This is a genomic window from Halosimplex yunnanense, from assembly GCF_054504345.1.
This window is the reverse complement of sequence record NZ_JBTJEL010000037.1, coordinates 668,736-684,756: the sequence shown is the minus strand read 5'-3', so window position 1 is coordinate 684,756 and position 16,021 is coordinate 668,736. Positions and strand designations below refer to the sequence as shown.

Annotated in this window: 16 protein-coding genes; 7 read left to right on the top strand and 9 right to left on the bottom strand. The window is 68.6% G+C overall.

Going from position 1 to position 16,021, the window contains the following annotated elements:
- The first annotated feature begins 64 nt into the window (after positions 1-64).
- Positions 65-2,101, top strand: a complete 2,037-nt coding sequence (locus tag AB2U09_RS22230) for an AMP-binding protein (RefSeq protein WP_459194940.1) — start codon at positions 65-67, stop codon at positions 2,099-2,101.
- Positions 2,102-2,131: 30 nt separating this feature from the next.
- Here the strand turns inward: AB2U09_RS22230 and AB2U09_RS22225 are convergent, their stop codons facing one another.
- The 7 genes from AB2U09_RS22225 to AB2U09_RS22195 form a co-directional block, all read right to left on the bottom strand.
- Positions 2,132-3,499, bottom strand: a complete 1,368-nt coding sequence (locus tag AB2U09_RS22225; RefSeq protein WP_459194939.1) for an FG-GAP repeat protein — start codon at positions 3,497-3,499, stop codon at positions 2,132-2,134.
- Positions 3,500-3,554: 55 nt separating this feature from the next.
- Positions 3,555-4,769, bottom strand: coding sequence for a hypothetical protein (locus AB2U09_RS22220; protein ID WP_459194938.1), 1,215 nt, complete (start codon positions 4,767-4,769; stop codon positions 3,555-3,557).
- 24 nt (positions 4,770-4,793) lie between these two features.
- A complete protein-coding gene (locus tag AB2U09_RS22215) occupies positions 4,794-6,032 on the bottom strand; it encodes a double zinc ribbon and FHA domain-containing protein (protein WP_459194937.1) in 1,239 nt (412 codons plus the stop codon).
- 107 nt (positions 6,033-6,139) lie between these two features.
- A complete protein-coding gene (locus tag AB2U09_RS22210) occupies positions 6,140-7,273 on the bottom strand; it encodes a PP2C family protein-serine/threonine phosphatase (protein WP_459194936.1) in 1,134 nt (377 codons plus the stop codon).
- Positions 7,270-8,514 carry a serine/threonine protein kinase gene (locus AB2U09_RS22205; protein ID WP_459194935.1) on the bottom strand — a complete coding sequence of 415 codons (1,245 nt, stop codon included), beginning with the start codon at positions 8,512-8,514 and terminating at the stop codon, positions 7,270-7,272. The genes AB2U09_RS22210 and AB2U09_RS22205 overlap by 4 nt, the downstream gene beginning before the upstream one ends.
- Positions 8,511-9,704, bottom strand: coding sequence for a vWA domain-containing protein (locus AB2U09_RS22200; protein ID WP_459194934.1), 1,194 nt, complete (start codon positions 9,702-9,704; stop codon positions 8,511-8,513). The genes AB2U09_RS22205 and AB2U09_RS22200 overlap by 4 nt, the downstream gene beginning before the upstream one ends.
- Positions 9,705-9,814: 110 nt before the next feature.
- Positions 9,815-9,946 (bottom strand): hypothetical protein, encoded by a 132-nt coding sequence (locus AB2U09_RS22195; RefSeq protein WP_459194933.1) that lies wholly within the window; start codon positions 9,944-9,946, stop codon positions 9,815-9,817.
- Positions 9,947-10,276: 330 nt separating this feature from the next.
- On the opposite strand from AB2U09_RS22195, the gene AB2U09_RS22190 reads away from it, so the two are divergent.
- The 4 genes from AB2U09_RS22190 to AB2U09_RS22175 all read left to right on the top strand — a co-directional run bounded on the left by AB2U09_RS22190 (position 10,277) and on the right by AB2U09_RS22175 (position 13,249).
- Complete coding sequence (locus AB2U09_RS22190) at positions 10,277-11,248, top strand: ABC transporter ATP-binding protein (RefSeq protein ID WP_459194932.1); 972 nt, start codon at positions 10,277-10,279, stop codon at positions 11,246-11,248.
- On the top strand, positions 11,245-12,093 hold the full coding sequence (locus AB2U09_RS22185) for an ABC transporter permease (RefSeq protein WP_459194931.1): 849 nt from the start codon (positions 11,245-11,247) through the stop codon (positions 12,091-12,093). Before AB2U09_RS22190 ends, AB2U09_RS22185 begins: the two co-directional genes overlap by 4 nt.
- Before the next feature lie 226 nt (positions 12,094-12,319).
- Positions 12,320-12,958, top strand: a complete 639-nt coding sequence (locus AB2U09_RS22180) for a hypothetical protein (protein ID WP_459194930.1) — start codon at positions 12,320-12,322, stop codon at positions 12,956-12,958.
- Between the two features lie 3 nt (positions 12,959-12,961).
- Positions 12,962-13,249, top strand: a complete 288-nt coding sequence (locus AB2U09_RS22175; RefSeq protein WP_459194929.1) for a transcriptional regulator — start codon at positions 12,962-12,964, stop codon at positions 13,247-13,249.
- 24 nt (positions 13,250-13,273) lie between these two features.
- Here AB2U09_RS22175 and AB2U09_RS22170 read toward each other — a convergent pair whose 3' ends face one another.
- Positions 13,274-13,753 carry a hypothetical protein gene (locus AB2U09_RS22170; protein ID WP_459194928.1) on the bottom strand — a complete coding sequence of 160 codons (480 nt, stop codon included), beginning with the start codon at positions 13,751-13,753 and terminating at the stop codon, positions 13,274-13,276.
- Between the two features lie 369 nt (positions 13,754-14,122).
- On the opposite strand from AB2U09_RS22170, the gene AB2U09_RS22165 reads away from it, so the two are divergent.
- Together AB2U09_RS22165 and AB2U09_RS22160 are read left to right on the top strand one after the other, a co-directional pair.
- Positions 14,123-14,542 carry a DUF7475 family protein gene (locus tag AB2U09_RS22165; protein WP_459194927.1) on the top strand — a complete coding sequence of 140 codons (420 nt, stop codon included), beginning with the start codon at positions 14,123-14,125 and terminating at the stop codon, positions 14,540-14,542.
- Positions 14,543-14,666: 124 nt separating this feature from the next.
- On the top strand, positions 14,667-14,840 hold the full coding sequence (locus AB2U09_RS22160; protein ID WP_459194926.1) for a hypothetical protein: 174 nt from the start codon (positions 14,667-14,669) through the stop codon (positions 14,838-14,840).
- A gap of 179 nt (positions 14,841-15,019) precedes the next feature.
- Here the strand turns inward: AB2U09_RS22160 and AB2U09_RS22155 are convergent, their stop codons facing one another.
- Entirely contained in the window at positions 15,020-15,991 is a 972-nt protein-coding gene (locus AB2U09_RS22155) for a phosphoadenosine phosphosulfate reductase family protein (protein WP_459194925.1), read from the bottom strand.
- Positions 15,992-16,021 lie beyond the last annotated feature (30 nt).

Here is a 16,021-nt window from a genome sequence, read left to right as displayed (position 1 = left end):
GGCAACCCGGAACCACACGATCGTTCGGGCAAGTGATTTGTGAGCGCTGAGCGAACCGTCGGGTATGGCGTCCGACTCACTGGCCGACATCGACGAGGTGGTCCACCGGCCGGACCGGGAGTTCGTCGAGTCGACCAACGTCTGGGAGTTCATGCAGGCGTACGACATCGACGACTACGAGGAACTCGTCGACCGGACGACGCGGGCGGACCCCGGCCGGCCCGCCTCGGGCGTCGACTGGTTCTGGGACGCGATGACCGACTACCTCGACGTCGAGTTCTTCGAGCCGTACGACCGGGTGCGGGACGACTCCGAGGGCCCCCAGTTCTCCGAGTGGTATCCCGGAGGGACGACCAACGTCGCCCACAACGTGCTGGACCGTCACGCCGCCCGCGACGCCGAGACGCGGAACAAGGTCGCCTGCATCTGGGAGGGCGAGCCGGTCGACGCGGACGGCAACGCGACCGAGATCCGGGAGGTGACCTTCCACGAACTCCACCGACAGGCGAACCAGGTGGCGAACTACCTCGATTCCCGGGGCGTCGGCGTGGGGGACACCGTCGGGCTCTACATGCCGATGGTCCCCGAAGTCGTCTCGATTCTCTACGGCTGCTTCAAGGTCGGTGCAATCGCCGTCCCAATCTTCTCGGGGTTCGGCGTCGACGCGACGGCCACCCGCATCGACGACGCCGAGTGCGCGGTGCTGTTCACCGGCGACGGATTCTACCGCCGCGGGAGCGAGGTCCGACTGAAGGGGACCGCCGACGACGCCGTCGCCGAGGCCGGTCACGTCGAGGAAGTCGTCGTCTACGACAGACTGGGCTCCAGGGGAGACGAATCGCGACACGACATCCCGTGGACCGAGGGCCGAGACCACTGGTGGGAGGAGGCCGTCGAGACGCAGGACGACGAGTTCGAGACGCGAGAACTCGGCGCCGAGCAGGAGTCGATGCTGTTGTACTCGTCGGGGACCACGGGCGAACCGAAGGGCATCGTCCACACGCACGCAGGCGTGAACGTCCAGTGCGCGAAGGAGCTGTACTTCGGCTTCGACCTGAAGCCCGCCGACCGCTTTTTCTGGGTGTCGGACATCGGCTGGATGATGGGGCCGTGGACGCTGATCGGCAACCACCACTTCGGCAACACCGTCTTCGTGTACGAGGGCGCGCCGGACTACCCCGAACCCGACCGCTACTGGGAGATGATCGACCGCCACGGGATCACCCAGTTCGGCATCTCCCCCACCGCGATCCGGGCGCTGCGCAAACACGGAGATGAGTGGGTCGACGGCCACGACCTGTCCTCGCTGCGCCTGCTCGGGTCGACCGGCGAACCGTGGGATCCCGAGTCGTGGCTGTGGTTCTACGAGAAAGTGGGCGGCGGCGAGGCGCCGATCATCAACATCTCCGGCGGCACCGAGATCTGTGGCTGTTTCCTGATGCCGATGCCCATTCAGGACCTCAAACCCTGCACGCTCGGCGGTCCCGGGCTGGGGATGGACGTCGACATCGTCAACGCGCAGGGCGAGAGCGTCGCCGACGACCACGAGCGGGGCTACCTCGTCGCCCGCGACTCCTGCCCGTCGATGACGAAGTCGCTCTGGCAGGGCGACGAGCGCTACCTCCGCGAGTACTGGTCGACGTGGGAGAACCTGTGGGATCACGGCGACTGGGCCCAGCAGGACGAGGACGGCTTCTGGTTCCTCCACGGCCGGGCCGACGACGCGCTGAACGTCGCCGGCCGGAAGGTCGGCCCCGCGGAGGTCGAGGGCGCCGCCATCGAACACGAGGCCGTCAACCAGGCGGCCGCCGTGGGCGTCCCCGACGACACGACCGGGACTGCCGTCGTCCTCTATGTCGTCGTCGAGGAGGGGTTCGAAGAGAGCGACAAGCTGCGGGGGGAGATCAGAGAGCTGGTCGGCGAGGAACTCGGCAAGCCGTTCCGGCCCCGCGAGGTGCTGTTCGTCGACGAGTTCCCCAAGACCCAGAGCGGGAAGATCGTCCGCCGCGCCATCCGCGGAACATATACCGGTGAGGACCCCGGCGACATGTCCAGCATCGAGAACCCCGACGCGCTGGGAGAGGTCGATGCCGCGCGGTAGCGGGCGACCCCCTCGGCTCGGGACGCCACGCTACAGGTCGAACAGGTACGCCCGCCCGGCCCGGTCGTCGTGGATGTCCGTCGGCGCCCCGACGAGTGCCGTCCCGTCCGCGAGCGCGACCCCGGCCCCGAACTCGTCGACCGGATAGCGCGGCTCGCCGACGAGCCGCATCGTCCGTTCCAGCCCGCCCTCCGTGTACTCCAGCCCGGCGACCTCGCCCGCAGCATCGTCGTGCGGGAGTCCGACGAGGACGGTCGTCCCCTCGACCGCGAGCGCGCTGATGTGGTCCGGCTCCTCGGGCTTGTCGGGCGGGGCGAACGTCGCTCGCTCGGTCCACCCCCTCGCGGTTCGCTCGAAGACGTAGATGGGGTCGGTTTCGTCGTGTCTCGTCGCCGCGACGACGGCGATGTCGCCGTCGAGGGCGACCAGCCCCCCGAAACCGGTATTGTCGGCGTCGATCGAGAGCGTCGTCTCCCGCTCCCACGTCCCGTCCGAGCGCTCGTAGACGTACACCGCCCCGTCCCGGTCGTGCTCGCCGCCCGCCGCTGGGGCGCTGACCAGGAGCGTCTCGCCAGAGATGGCGAGCCGCCGACCGAACAGGCTGTTGGCATCGGAACTGAAGGCCGCGACCTGTGACCATTCGTCGCCCGACCGCTCGAAGACGAAGACGTCACCCCGCCAGTGGACCATCGGTCCCGGGTTTTGGACGGCGCCGACGACCAGCGTTCCGTCGTCGTAAGCGACCGACTTCCCGAAGTCGACGTAGCCGTCCTCGGGTGGGTCGGTCGGGGTTATCTGTTCCCGACGGGACCACTCCCCGTCGCCTCGCTCCACGACGTTGACGGAGCCGTTCTCCGTGAGCGAGACACCGCCGAGAAACGCCGTCTCGCCGTCGAGTGCGATCGACGACGAGTATTCCGAGAACCCGCTCCCCGCCCCCTGTGACGACAGCGTCGCCGTCCGCTCCCACCCGTCGTCGCGCGACTCGAAGACCGAGAGCGGTCCCCCATAGACACCGACCAGCGCGACGCCGGACGACAGCGCTACCGAGTCCCCGAACCACTGCGGATGCGGTTCGGAAGACGGCGTCAGCGCCGCGGTCTCGACCCGTTCAAACGGTGGCGTTCCGGTCGGCGTCGGAGTGGCGGTCGCCGTGTCCGTCGGCGTTGGGGTGTCGGTTGGAGTATCCGTCGGCGTCGCCCGCCGTGTCGGAGTCTTTCCCGGTTCGGTCGGACCGGACGGCGAGGACGAGACGCCGCGATCCGGCGCGAGCGTCGCCGAAGGGGTGCGCGTCGCCGTGTCAGCCCCCGATTCGCCCGAGAAGACGCCGCGACAGCCCGCGAGACCGGCCGCCGTCGGTACGGCGACCCATCGGAGCAGATCACGTCTGGAGACCATCTATCTCGTCAACAGAACGAAACGTGATAAGACCGGGTGTTGTCGGTTCCGTGTCTCAGCCGCGGTCGAGCACGGCGTTGCAGTTCGGGCAGTTGGTGTGGCTGGCGTCGGCCGCGTAGGTCTCCCCGCAGATGGGGCAGAACTCGCTTTTCGTCGCGTCCTCGTCGGAGGCTCCGGTCGCCTCCTCGCCGACCGACCGCGTCGCGTCCGCACCGACGGCCGCGTCGTCCGCGTCGTCCGGCGGCGTGAACACCCGCGTCTGGCTGACGTTCTCCGCCTGCTCGTCGGCGTCACCGCCCGTCGAAGGGGCCCCGGCAGACGAGTCGTCGCCCGACGACGGACTCGGGGAATCGTCTGTCGCTGCCGATCCGGAGTCACCCGGCGCCACTTCGGTCTGGCCGCCTCCGCCGTCAGCGGCGGTTCCCATCGCGAGGCGGTCGGTCGTGCCAGGTCGGACGACCTTCGGGTAGCGCTGGCCGGCGCGGATCTCCGACCGCGGTACGTCGGGCCGGCGGATCCGCACGAGCAGGCTGGCGAACAGCTGCACCCACACGTAGGCGAACGCGAGGACGGCGGGCGTGGCGACGGCCGCCAGCGGGAGCGCGGGCGCCGAGACGCCAGCGCGGCTCACCGTCCCGAAGGCGACGTCGGCGATCCCGTAGCGGGCAACGACAGCTTCGACCAGTGCGGTCTGGCCGGCGAGGTCCGACGCGCGAGTGACCGCAGCCGTCGTCGCGACGACGGCCGAGACGAAGAGTAGCCCCTGCAGGAGCCGCGGGACCGAAAACGAGTAGACGCGGTAGCCGTAGGCGACGGTCCGCACGAGCAGGAGCGTGTTCGCGACGGCGAGCGCGGCGAGGACGTACCACGTCGCGACGCCGCGGACGGCGCCGACCGCGGCGGCGACGAGAAGGAGGGCGAGCGGCGGGACGAGCGCGACCAGCGGCCGGTCGAACCGGTAGCACTGCTCGACGTTCCCGCGCAGGTTCGTGACGTTCCCGACGACGTACCGGACGGCCGCGACCGACGGCAGGAGGACCCAGAGCACCGCGAACGTAACTGCAAGTGTGGCCGCCTCCGTCGACCAGGGGTCCACCGAGTACGAGCCGAAGGCGACGTCGGCGGCCTGCGAGACGGCGACGCCGGTGCCGGCCAGCCAGATGAGATACCCGGCGGCGCCGAAGACGAGCCCGGCGAAGAGCCACCGCTCCTCGTCTCCGAGGAGACGGATCGACCTGCCGAGTTCGCGTCTGGTGTCTCTGGTGTCCATGCTCGGGTTCGACCGCGGCGGGTCTCAGGGCGCCTGAACGCGCATCGTCGCGACGCCGGAGAGTTCGATCCGGTCGCCGGGCGAGACGGGGACGCGCTCGTCCTGATCGAGCGACTGGCCGTTCACGACGGTCGGGTTCTGCCCGAGCGCGACCAGGTGGAACTGGCCGCCCTCGCGGTCGAACCGGACGTGCTCCCGGTGGATGCTGAGCGCGTCGTCCTCGTCGCCTCCGGTGTTCATGACGATACTGCGGATCGTTCGACCGACCGTATCCCCGTCCCACACTTGAACCTCGCGGTTACGCACGACGAGCACCAGCGATTCCGGAGCGTCACCGGCCGAATCGTCGGAATCGTCCGTCGACTCGGTCGCGGCGACGTCGCGGTCTGCCCTCCCGGGATCGGCAGCCGCTTCGTCGCCGGCTGCCGCCTCGCTCTCCCCAGTGGAATCGGCGTCAGTGCCCGCGTCCGCTTCGGATTCGTCGGTCGCGGCGGCCGCATCTGTCCCTCTCGAGCGGTGCGCATCGAGGTCCTCGCCGCAGCTCGCACAGAAGTTGTCCTCGGGCTCGACGTCGGCGTCGCAGGACGGACACGCCGTCAGCGGGCCGGGTTCGAGGTCCGAGACGTCCGCGCCGCAGTTCGCACAGAAGTTGTCGTCGGCGGCGACCGCCTCGCCACAGCCCGGACAGGAAAGATCCGGTTCGTCGTCATCCGTCTCGTCCGCCGACCCTTCGTCGGCGTGGTCTCCGGACGGGTCGTCGGGCTCGGACGACTCGTCGGCTTCGGGTTCCGCATCGTCCGCGGACTGAGCGTCCGGCTCAGCGTCGGCCGCCGAGGCCGGCTCGCTCGCGGCGGATTCGGCGGACACGCCGTCCGTCTGTTCGGCGGATTCGGGAGCATCCGTGGGCTCGTCGCCATCGACCGGTTCGTCCGGTTCGACGGATTCGCCGTTTTCGGCAGGTTCGGCGGTCTCGGCCGACTCGTCTCCCGATCGATCGACCGCGTCGCCGGCGTCGTCGGTCCCGGACTCGGCGTCCGGGGTCTGGTCGTCGAGTTCCGTCTCCGGCTCCTCGAGTTCCGACTCGCGGGACCCGTCGTCCGTCCGGCCGTCGTCTCCCTGTGATCCTCCCGTCTCCTCGGCCGCGGCGGCTTCGTGCTGCCACTCCCCGCAGTCCGAGTTCGTACACCAACCCCCGGCGGCGGTCGGATCGAACGCCTCGCCGCAGATGGGGCATTCGACCGACTCGCTCGTACCGTGCGACATAGCTGTCGGAACATGCGGGCGTGCCATCAAAACAGTTGCCCTCACTCGCCGCGCGTCACCGAGTTACTGACAGCTACCGTACCAGTCGACTGCGGCGAAGCCGGCCGTCAGTCTCGCCCGCTGACGACGGTCCGCCGGTCTTCGAGCGGGGGTTCCGCGCCTGCGGCCCGTGGCGGCGGGTCGTCGGGCGTCTCCGGGAGCGTCCCGTCGCGGAGCAGGATCGTCGAGAGGTTGTCCTTGCCCCCGCGGTCGTTCGCCAGCTCGACCAGCCCGGCGGCCGCGGCGTCGAGCGACGGCGCCGAGAGGACGGCGTCGCGGATCTCCTCGTCTGTCACGGCGCGGTCGCGCACCACGGCGGCCATCTCCTCGTCGCGGTCGGCCTCGACGTACCACTCGTAGAGCTTCGCGGCCTCGGTCTGGGCGTCGAGCAGGCCGTCGCTCGTGACCAGCAGGACGTCCTCGCGGTACAGCGGCACCGTCGCGGTCTCGACCTCGACCGTCGCTGTCTCGACGTCCTCGCGCCCGCTGCCGCCGACTGCGCGGGTGATCTCGTTGCTCCGCGGGTGGACGAGCGCTTCCACGTCGTCGATCCGGTCGGCCTCGCGCAGGCGCTGGACGACGGCGTGGTCGGTCGTGAGCGGGACGATCTCCCCCCGGGCGGCGTTGATGAGGTAGGCGCGGCTGTCGCCCACCCAGCCGTAGTGCAGCGACCCCCCGACGACGACGCCGGCGACGATCGTCGCGTGGGCCTGCTGGCCGCTCTCGGATGCGTATTCGAGCACTTCCCGGTGGGCGGCGACGATGGCCTCGGCGACCGCCGATTCGAGGTCGTCCGCTCGGGGTTCCGGCCCCAGTGGTGCGTCGACCGAGACGTCGAACCCCGCCGGGTCGCTCCGGGCGGCACCGACGGCCGTGCCCGAAAGCCGCTCGCAGACCGCCGTCGTGGCGATGTACGAGGCCGCGTCGCCGGCGTCGTGGCCGCCCGCGCCGTCCGCGAGCGCGAACGCCGCGGCGCTCCGGTTCGTCGCCGTGTCGTCGGTGGTGTCCGCCGATCCGTTCCCCTCGGATTGCTGTTCGTCCCCTTCGGCCTGGTCGTCGGCGTCGTCGGCGGCGCGGTCGCGCTCGTACCCGCGGAACCCCTCGCGGTGGCCCTGTTCGAACACGGAGACGGCGACGCTGTCCTCGTTGATGCCGTCGTCGCGCTTGTGCTCGCCGACATCGTAGTGTGTCGCGTAGTTCACGTCTGATCACTCTCGAACTCGAACGTGACGCCGTAGCTCGGGTGGACGAGGGCGATCAGGTCCCCGTCGCGGAGCCCGTAGACTTCCGGCGGCACCTTCCCCTCTCGGTCGGTCGCGTCCTCGCCGCGGGCTTCGAGGCGCTCGCGGCCCTCCTCGCTGAGGACGCGCTGCCAGCCGTTGCCGGTCTGGACGTAGGTCCCGTTGAGACTGCGGTCGCGGATGAACCACTCGCCGTCCGCGTCGGTGTCGAACTGGACCTGCACCGTCGAGATGTACTCCCCCTCGTCCTCGACGACGATGGACGACCGCGGCCCCTCCGCGCGGCGCCGCCCGATCGTGTCGCCCGGATAGACGGTGAACGTCTCGCCTTCCTGCGTGTAGCGGACGGTCGCGGCTGGCGGCGGCGCCGGGTCCCGGGCTTCGAGCACGCGCTTCATCGCCGTCGCGTTGCGGTAGCGGTCCTCGTAGTCCGTCCGGGTCGCCACCTCGACGATCTCCGCGAGGTAGGGCTCGCACTCGGCGCCGAAGTCGCGCGGGTCGACGCCGTCCTTGCGCGGGACCGTCCCCTTGAGGAGGTAGAGGAGGATCTTCCCGACGGAGTAGACGTCCGACCACGGCCCCTGGCGCATCTCCGTCCGGTCGGCCTCGGCGACCTCCCGGGGCTTGTACGGGCCGACGATGGTCGTCTGGTCGGCGGCGTCGTCGGCCGCCTCGCCCGTGGAGAAGCCCGTCGCGGTGTTGAAGTCGATGAGCACCGGCGTCACCGTCCCCCCGCGGTGGGTGATCATCACGTTGTCGGGCTTCAGGTCGCGGTAGACGATCTCGTTCTCGTGGAGGAAGCTCATCGCGTCGCAGAGGTCGATCCCGATCTGGCGGACCTCGTCGACGTCGTCGAGCGGGCCGGTCCGGCGGATCGCGTCGTCGAGTTCGTACCCGTCGACGAGTTCGACGACGAGCACCGACGTACCGTCGTCCTCGGCCACGTCGAGCAGCGACATGACGTTCGGGTGGCCGCCGACCGCCCGGATCGCCTCCAGCGTCTCGGCCTCCTTCTGGAAGTAGGCGGTGACGATGTCGCGGTCGTTCTGGCTCCCCTCGTAGTTGGGGTACTTGACCGCGACCGACTCGCCCGTCTGGGTGTCGGTCGCGCTGAAGACCTTCGCGAACCCGCCCTCGCCGATCACCTCGCCGAGTTCGTAGCGGCCGACGACCAGGTCCCCCTGCGACGGCGTGCCGCTCATTCTATCCGGGAGTCGTCGACGATCCGCGTCGCGTCGTTGCGCTCCTCGCGACCGCCCTCGCTGACGAGGCGGGTCTGGCGCTTGGCCTCCTCGACCGCGTCGACGTCCTCGCCGTGGATCCGGGTCATCTTCTCGACCTCGGTCGCGGCCGCCTCGACGTTGCCCTTCCCGAGTTCCGTCCGCACGACCGTCTGGCGGTGGTCGACCGACACCGACTCGTTGTGCTCGGCGAGCAGCGCCGTGTCGTCGGTGTACTCCGCGACGATCTCGTCGGTGGCCTCGCGGCCCGACGCCGTGAGCGCCACGTCGACCAGCGTCTCTTCGCCGAGTTCCTCGCGGGCGGGCGCGTGGACCTTCAGGACGACGCGCTGGGACTCCCGCTCTGCGAGGTCGGGGAGCGGGACGCGAGCGGCGTTGCCCCGCCAGTCCACGTCGACTTCCTGAGCCTGCGGGAGCGCGCGGTACACCTCGCTGACTTCGACGCCCGGCGCGGCGTCGAGTCGGAGGCTCGCGTCGGTCGCGACGACCGACTGGGCCTGCTCGACGGCGGCGCCGAAGAACGATTCGATGTCGCCGGGCGATTCGAGGTGGGTCCACTCCCCGCGGGCGGCCGTCCCGAGCGTGCGGATCGTCTCCTCCTCGTAGTCCGTCCCGATGCCGGCCGAGAGGATGCGGATGCCCGACCCGTCGATCTCTTTCGCGAGCTGCCGGAAGTCCCCGGGCTCGTGGGAGTTGTCCTTGCCGTCCGAGAGCAGGAGGATGCGGCGGACGGCGTCGTCGGTCTCGGGGCGGTAGCCCAGCGAGTCCAGCGAGGTCCGCGCGGTGTCGAGGCCGTCGTACATGTCGGTGCCGCCGCCGGCGCCGAGGTCGTCGACGTGGCTCATCGCGGCTTCGCGGGAGGTCTCCCCCCAGCGTGTCGGCCGCATGACGACCGACGCGTCGGAGTCGAACGCGACGATGCCCACGTAGTCGTCGGGTTCGAGCAGTCCGAACACCCACGAAGCGCCCTCGCGGGCCTGGTCGAGTTTCGCCCCGTCCATCGACCCGCTGGTGTCCAGACAGAGGACGATGTGGCGCTCGCTCACCCCCGATTCCGCCCGTGCACCCGGTTCGACGTCGACCGTCGCCGTCAGCGTCGTGCCCTCGGCGGGGACGTACGGCCGGTTGACGTCGGTCTCGATTGCTACCATCGTTCGCCCAGTTGCTCCCCGCCCGTATGTACTTTTATCCGAGTCGCCGAACCGCGGGGCCCCACAGGACTGCCCACGGCGGGCCACAGGGAAGATGCGCTCGACGGGAACTACGCGAACAGGCTCTGGATTACATCGCCGAAGCGCACCAGAACGAACCCGCCCAGCAGCATCGCCAGCAGCCACAGCAGCGTGATGAGCACGCTCCTGCGCACGAACGGGTCCTCGATCCAAGTTGCCATACACCACGGTACGAGCGCCGGCCTTCAAAAAGACTCGCGTCGGCGCAGGTGGTTGCTGTCCGGCGACACCAGCGACTCGGCCGACTTTCCGCCGCAAACCAAACTTTGTACTACAAAGTTACTCTGCTGCGCAAACTTTATTGGAATAGAAACTAGTTTTCGTTTCGGGACGATGTTCCGCCCGAGACACCCCCCGCTCGAACCCCACAGGACAGCGACGACTCCACCGAATCCCGAGTCAAAGACGCTCAGTCGCCGGCAACAACCCATTCAACGCCGGCCCGCTCGGACACTCCGCCGCCTCCCACGGCAACCGGGGGTGACCGGCTAATGAGCGCCATCGAGATCGAGCACGTCTCGAAGCGATTCGGCGACGTGACCGCCGTCGAGGACCTCTCGCTGTCCGTCGAACAGGGCGAGGTCTTCGGCTTCCTCGGCCCGAACGGCGCCGGGAAGTCGACGACGATCAACGTGCTGCTGGGCTTCCTGACGCCGACCGCGGGATCGGTCCGCGTCCTCGGTTCGGACGTGACCGCGAACCCGCGGGACGTCCGCCGGCGCGTCGGGCTCCTTCCGGAGGGGTTCGACGGCGTCCCGAACCTCACCGCCCGCGAGCACGTCGAGATCGCCGTCGAAACGAAAGGCACCGACGACGACCCCGACGCGCTGCTCGACCGCGTGGGACTGGATCCCGACGACGCCCGCCGGCCCGCTGACGACTACTCGACGGGGATGCACCAGCGGATGGGGCTCGCCGTCGCGCTCGTCGGCGACCCGGATCTCATCGTCCTCGACGAGCCCTCCGCCGGCCTCGATCCCAACGGCGTCCAGCTGGTCCGTGACATCGTCCGCGAGGAGACCGAACGGGGCGCGACGGTGTTCTTCTCCAGCCACATCCTCGACGAGGTCGAGCGCGTCGCCGACCGCGTCGGCATCCTGCACGACGGGCGACTCGCCGCCGTCAACTCCGTCGAGAACCTCCGCGACGAACTGGGGATGGGCGCCGTCGTCGAAGCGACCGTCGAGGGGACGCCCGAGATCGAACAGGTCGCGGCGGTCGACGGCGTGACCGACGTGACGGCCGAGGACTCGGTTGTCCGGGTCGGCTGTGCGACGCCGCGGGCGAAGATGCCCGCTCTCCGCCGGATCGAGCGGAGCACGACCATCACAGACATCACCATCGAGGACGCCTCGCTGGAGGACCTGTTCGACGCGTACACTGCTGGCGACGACAGCGCCGGGGTACCCGAAACCGACGCATCGAGCGAGCACGCCACGGCTGCAGGAGGTGAACCGGCGTGAGCGCCGTCACCGTCGCGCGGGCGGACTTGCTGAGCATCCGCCGCTCGTCCGTCGTCGTCGGCGTCGTGGCGACGTTCGCGCTGGTCGTCGGGCTGGCCTTCCTCGGGTCGAGCGAGGTGCACCCTCATCCAGTCAGGACGACCTGGGGCTTCACGGCGCTGGTCGCGTGGGGGTTCCCGCTGCTCCTCGCGCCGCTGACGTACCTCGCCATCGCCGGCGACCGGTCCCGCGGATCGATTACGTATCACCTCGGGCTGCCGAACTCCCGGGCCGAGTACTTCGCCGGCAAGTACGCCACTCGGGCGGCCGTCGCCGTCGTGACGATGGTCCTCGGCGTCGTGGTCGCGTTCGCCGTCGCAGTCGCTACCTACGAGCACGCGCCCGATCCCGCCCGCTTCCTGACGCTGGGCGCGCTCTCGACGCTGTTCGCTCTCTCGATGGTCGGGATCTTCGTCGCGATGTCGGCCGTTGCCACCTCGCGCTCCCGCGCGATGATCGGCGTCCTCGGTGCCTACTTCCTCCTCTCGGCGTTCTGGATCGGGCCGCTGCCGGCCCTGAACCTCGAAACCGTGCTGGACGCACTGGCGTCGATCCCGGGCGTGACGATCTCTGAGTCGGCGCGCGCGCTGATCGGCGCGCTCTCCCCCGCTGGCGCGTTCTTCAACACCCTCCCGCGGCTCGTCTGGGCGGACGCCCCCGGCCAGTACGAGGTGTTCGCACAGTTCGACGGCGACTCCGAGTACCTCGGCCACAAAGCGTGGTTCAACGTCCTGACGATGGCGATCTGGGTCGTCGCCGCGCCGCTCGCGGGCTATCTGCGCTTCCGCGGGGCGGAACTCGGGTGAACGACCCGCCTCTCGACTGCCGGTCCCCGCCGGCGCTTCCGGAATCGACTTACCGGCCCTCCGACAATACCGCGCCAACGCATCGATCCACGCATGACCGCACGACGCTCCCGCGCTCGGGCGACCGCACCGGGTTTCGCCCGCGCTCGCCCACCCCGGCCGAGAACCGCACCGCCAGCAGCGGGCGGATCCACAGCAGCGATGCCCCGACGGCGGGGTGGTCGCGATGAGTGACGCGACTGACGAGGTCGACCCGGAGGACCTCCAGCGCCAGCTCTCGGATATCAAGGGTGCGATCGGACTGGCGGAGCAGTACCCGGGGCGAGCACGCCTCTGGCTGGTCGCCGGGCTGTTGATCGGCTTCGCCGCGGTACTCGTACAGGCGACGTTCTTCTTGTACGAGTCGCTCGGCGGGGCCGCCTACACCGCGATCTGGGGCGGGTTCTGCATCGTCGCGGTCGCGACGCTGTGGCTCGTGTCGACCCGGTTGCCCCAGCGTGAAGCGCCCTCCGGAGCACCGAGCTGGCGCGTCATCTACGGGTCACTGGCGGTGTTCCTGTTCGGGATCGCTGGCGTCGCCGGCGACGCGGCCACACAGGTCGGCGGCCTCGACCGCGCGCTGCTGTACTTCGGACTGGTGCTGGCGACGATCGGTCTCGCGCTGCTGGTGACGGGCGCCGTCCTCGTGAGTTACCGCGTCCGGCGCCGGGACCGGATGGTCTTCTACGTCGGCGGCGCGTGGGTGCTGGTGTACGCCTCGTGGATCCCCTACGTCCAGCTCCTCCGGTGGGTGGGCGTGGGCCTCTTCGGTATTCTCTTCGCCCTGTACGCGATAGCCGCCTACGTGTACCTGACGCGGACCTGACTCATGGACTTCGACAAACTCGTCCACCAGCCGACCCGGTTGCAGATCTTCGCCCACCTCTACCAGCACGGCGAGACGAGCTTCCCCGACCTCAAGGAGGCGCTGGACGTGACCGAGGGGAACCTCGCCAGCCACATCCAGCGGATGGAAGACGCCGACTGCGTCGCCGTCGAGAAGCAGTTCGTCGACCGCAAACCCCAGACGACCTACGAACTGACCGACTTCGGCCGCGAGAAGTTCGAGGAGCACATCGGGACGCTGGAGTCGCTGATCGAGGACCTGGACGGGTAGAGTCAGCGGCCGACCGGCGTCCGGTCAGTAGACGATTCCTTCGACCTCGACCTCGCCGTCCGATCCCACTGTCAGCGTCACGCGCTTGTATCCCGGAATGTCCTCGCTGTACGCCTCCTCGCCGTCGACGAGCAGCCGCACTCGACAGGACTCGGCGTCCTGCTTCCGCTCGACGAGGACCGACTCGCCGGGTTCGACGGCGAACGCTTCACTGCGGCAGTCGGCTTCGAGCGTCACGTCGCCCGAAAACCTCGAACTCACGTCTACTTCGACGATCTGCGAACCCTCGCACATGTCCGGCCACTGGCAGTCGTCGGTCGCGGTCGGAGCGGGGGACGTGGGTTGCGTCGTCGCAGTCGTCGGGATGTCGGTTGCCGTTTCGGTCTCCGTCGGCGTGGAGTTCTCGGTCTCGTCGTGGCTCGCGGGCGTCTCCGATCCGCGAGTGCGACAGCCGCAGAGCGAGGCGGAGAGGGCAGTCGCGGCGAGAAATCGGCGGCGGTTCATACAGGTAGCGCAGACGGTCACGGGAAGTGTCTTGTGGAGAGACAATCCAGTGCGTGATCACAACGTGAGCAGAAACGAACGACCACGCATCCGCCTGCCGAGAGCGTGCGGTTCATTGGACGCGAGCGAACGGAGTGAGCGACCCCGAAGGCGAACCGCAGGTCGCAGGGGTGCATCGGAACCCTGGAGTCACTGATCGGGGAGCTGGACGAGTAACGCGTTATACCCACATTTTTGCGTCGGGGATCGTCCTGGAACTGGAAAACAGTCACCTAGAAAGTCAGATATTTTTACATAATACTGTCGGTTTGTTCGATGGATTTTGGGTTTCCGGTCGGCCCATATACGCCTCCGCGAGTGGTTCCGGACATGGCCGCCGGATCGACCGCCCTCGGAGAGCAAGAACCGCTCGTCAGCCCGCCGTCCCATCCGGTCGGATACGTCGCCGTCATCGCGGCCGTCGTCACGGCGGCGTTTCACCTGCTGCTCGCACCGCAGTTCGTGGAGTTCGACCAGACGCTGGGGGTCCTCTTCGTCCTGAACGGCGTCGGCTTCCTCGGCGGGATCGTCCTGTATCTCAGCCGCTACTGGCGACGGGAGCTCTACCTCGTCGCCGCCGGCTACGCCCTCGTGACGTTCCTCGCGTTTTTCGTCTACGGCGGCTTCGAAGGCTTCGCCTCGGCGTTCTACGTGATGGGCGAGCTCAACTGGGACGCCGTCTGGTCGAAAGCAGCGGAAGTCGTGCTGTTCGTCGTAGCGCTGTATCTCTACGTGGAGGACGATTCCTGATATCGCCGCGGCGCTGAGGGAAGATTCACGATCCATGTCCCGTGAGCGGGACATCTATCCGGACAGGTGAGTCCCACTCAAACCAGTCGCCAGACCTATCCGTTCCCAAACCAAATAGTAGATCATGAGATGCGAGGACCCGCTCGAAGAGACACAGCGGACACTCTCGGAGCACCTCGACGCGGCGCTGGAGAACGCGACCGACGAGACGGCCGTCTTTCACCTCCGCCAGGCCAGACAGATGGCGACCGACCTGCCGGCGCTCGTCGCAGCGAAGACTGACGAGCACGCGGAGTGATCCAGACGGGGCGTCCCACAGTGTTTGGCCTGCGGTGAGTTCGCCGGCGATTTCTGTCGATGGATACCTCGCGAGCCGACGGCTCGTGACGGTCCATCGTAATCGCGAAACGGCCGGAGAGTGCCGCCAGCACCGTCACCCAGTGGAGGTGCCGCGGGCGAAAAAGACAGAACCGAGGTTTACATGTAACCGAGGTCGCGCAGGCGCTCCATCAGGTCCTCTTTGTCCTGGGCGCGGCCCGCGCGCTCGGTCGTCGACTCCAGATCCTGCTGCCAGGCGGGTTCCTCGGCGGCCTTGTCGGTCGAGACCTCGGAACCGAGCGAACGGAACCCGGCGAAGTACTTCGGCGAGACCGGAATGTCCTCCTGAGAGACGCCCTCGGGGAGGTCGTCGTCGGTCTCGGGGACGTAGCCCTCCTCGGGGAACTCCTCGACCGTGTCCGGGACGACGAAGTTCCAGAAGGCGTCCCAGACGGCGGCCTCGTCGAACTGGAGGATGGTCTGGATGCGGTCGTGGGGCGGGTAGATGTCCGGGTCGTGACGGGGCGAGAAGAACGTCTCGTCCGCGCGGGACTCCTGCTCGTCCCAGCGGATCCCGGAGATGATGCCGTCGACTTCGTGTTCCTCGATGGCGTCGTTGAGCGCGACGGTCTTGAGCAGGTGGTTGCCGACGTAGGTGTCCAGCAGGAACGGGAAGCTGTCCTCCTCGTACTCGAGGATGTCGCGGACGTGGTGCTGGTTGTGCTCGGAGAGCTCGTCGATCGGGATGTCGTCACCGGGTTCGAGGCCGTGCTCGTCGACGTAGTCGCCGACGTCCTCGTTGCGCGCCCAGATGACTTCCAGATCCCACTCGTCGGCCCAGTGCTCGACGAAGTCGATCAGCTCGTCGAAGTGCTGGTAGTGGTCGATGAAGACGACCGGCGGGACCTCCAGGTCGAACTGGTCGGCGACTTCCTTGACGAAGTACAGCGTCAGCGTCGAGTCCTTGCCGCCCGTCCACATCACGACCGGGTTCTCGTACTCCTCGAGGCCCTGTCGGGTGACCTCGATGGCTTTCTCGATCTTGTCGTTGACGTGGGGGTAGTCGGCAGGATCCTCGCCTTCGCCGGCGGTGTAATCGACGTTCAGGTAGTCGGGGAAGTCTGCTGACATCGGTAATGACATCTAATTAGTGGCCGGGTT

What these genes read in the sequence shown, in the direction of transcription:
- AB2U09_RS22230 (WP_459194940.1), top strand. Translation starts at nt 65, where the DNA reads ATGGCGTCCGACTCACTGGCCGACATCGACGAGGTGGTCCACCGGCCG.
- AB2U09_RS22225 (WP_459194939.1), bottom strand. Translation starts at nt 3,499, where the DNA reads ATGGTCTCCAGACGTGATCTGCTCCGATGGGTCGCCGTACCGACGGCG.
- AB2U09_RS22220 (WP_459194938.1), bottom strand. Translation starts at nt 4,769, where the DNA reads ATGGACACCAGAGACACCAGACGCGAACTCGGCAGGTCGATCCGTCTC.
- AB2U09_RS22215 (WP_459194937.1), bottom strand. Translation starts at nt 6,032, where the DNA reads ATGTCGCACGGTACGAGCGAGTCGGTCGAATGCCCCATCTGCGGCGAG.
- AB2U09_RS22205 (WP_459194935.1), bottom strand. Translation starts at nt 8,514, where the DNA reads ATGAGCGGCACGCCGTCGCAGGGGGACCTGGTCGTCGGCCGCTACGAA.
- AB2U09_RS22200 (WP_459194934.1), bottom strand. Translation starts at nt 9,704, where the DNA reads ATGGTAGCAATCGAGACCGACGTCAACCGGCCGTACGTCCCCGCCGAG.
- AB2U09_RS22195 (WP_459194933.1), bottom strand. Translation starts at nt 9,946, where the DNA reads ATGGCAACTTGGATCGAGGACCCGTTCGTGCGCAGGAGCGTGCTCATC.
- AB2U09_RS22190 (WP_459194932.1), top strand. Translation starts at nt 10,277, where the DNA reads ATGAGCGCCATCGAGATCGAGCACGTCTCGAAGCGATTCGGCGACGTG.
- AB2U09_RS22180 (WP_459194930.1), top strand. Translation starts at nt 12,320, where the DNA reads ATGAGTGACGCGACTGACGAGGTCGACCCGGAGGACCTCCAGCGCCAG.
- AB2U09_RS22175 (WP_459194929.1), top strand. Translation starts at nt 12,962, where the DNA reads ATGGACTTCGACAAACTCGTCCACCAGCCGACCCGGTTGCAGATCTTC.
- AB2U09_RS22170 (WP_459194928.1), bottom strand. Translation starts at nt 13,753, where the DNA reads ATGAACCGCCGCCGATTTCTCGCCGCGACTGCCCTCTCCGCCTCGCTC.
- AB2U09_RS22165 (WP_459194927.1), top strand. Translation starts at nt 14,123, where the DNA reads ATGGCCGCCGGATCGACCGCCCTCGGAGAGCAAGAACCGCTCGTCAGC.
- AB2U09_RS22160 (WP_459194926.1), top strand. Translation starts at nt 14,667, where the DNA reads ATGAGATGCGAGGACCCGCTCGAAGAGACACAGCGGACACTCTCGGAG.
- AB2U09_RS22155 (WP_459194925.1), bottom strand. Translation starts at nt 15,991, where the DNA reads ATGTCAGCAGACTTCCCCGACTACCTGAACGTCGATTACACCGCCGGC.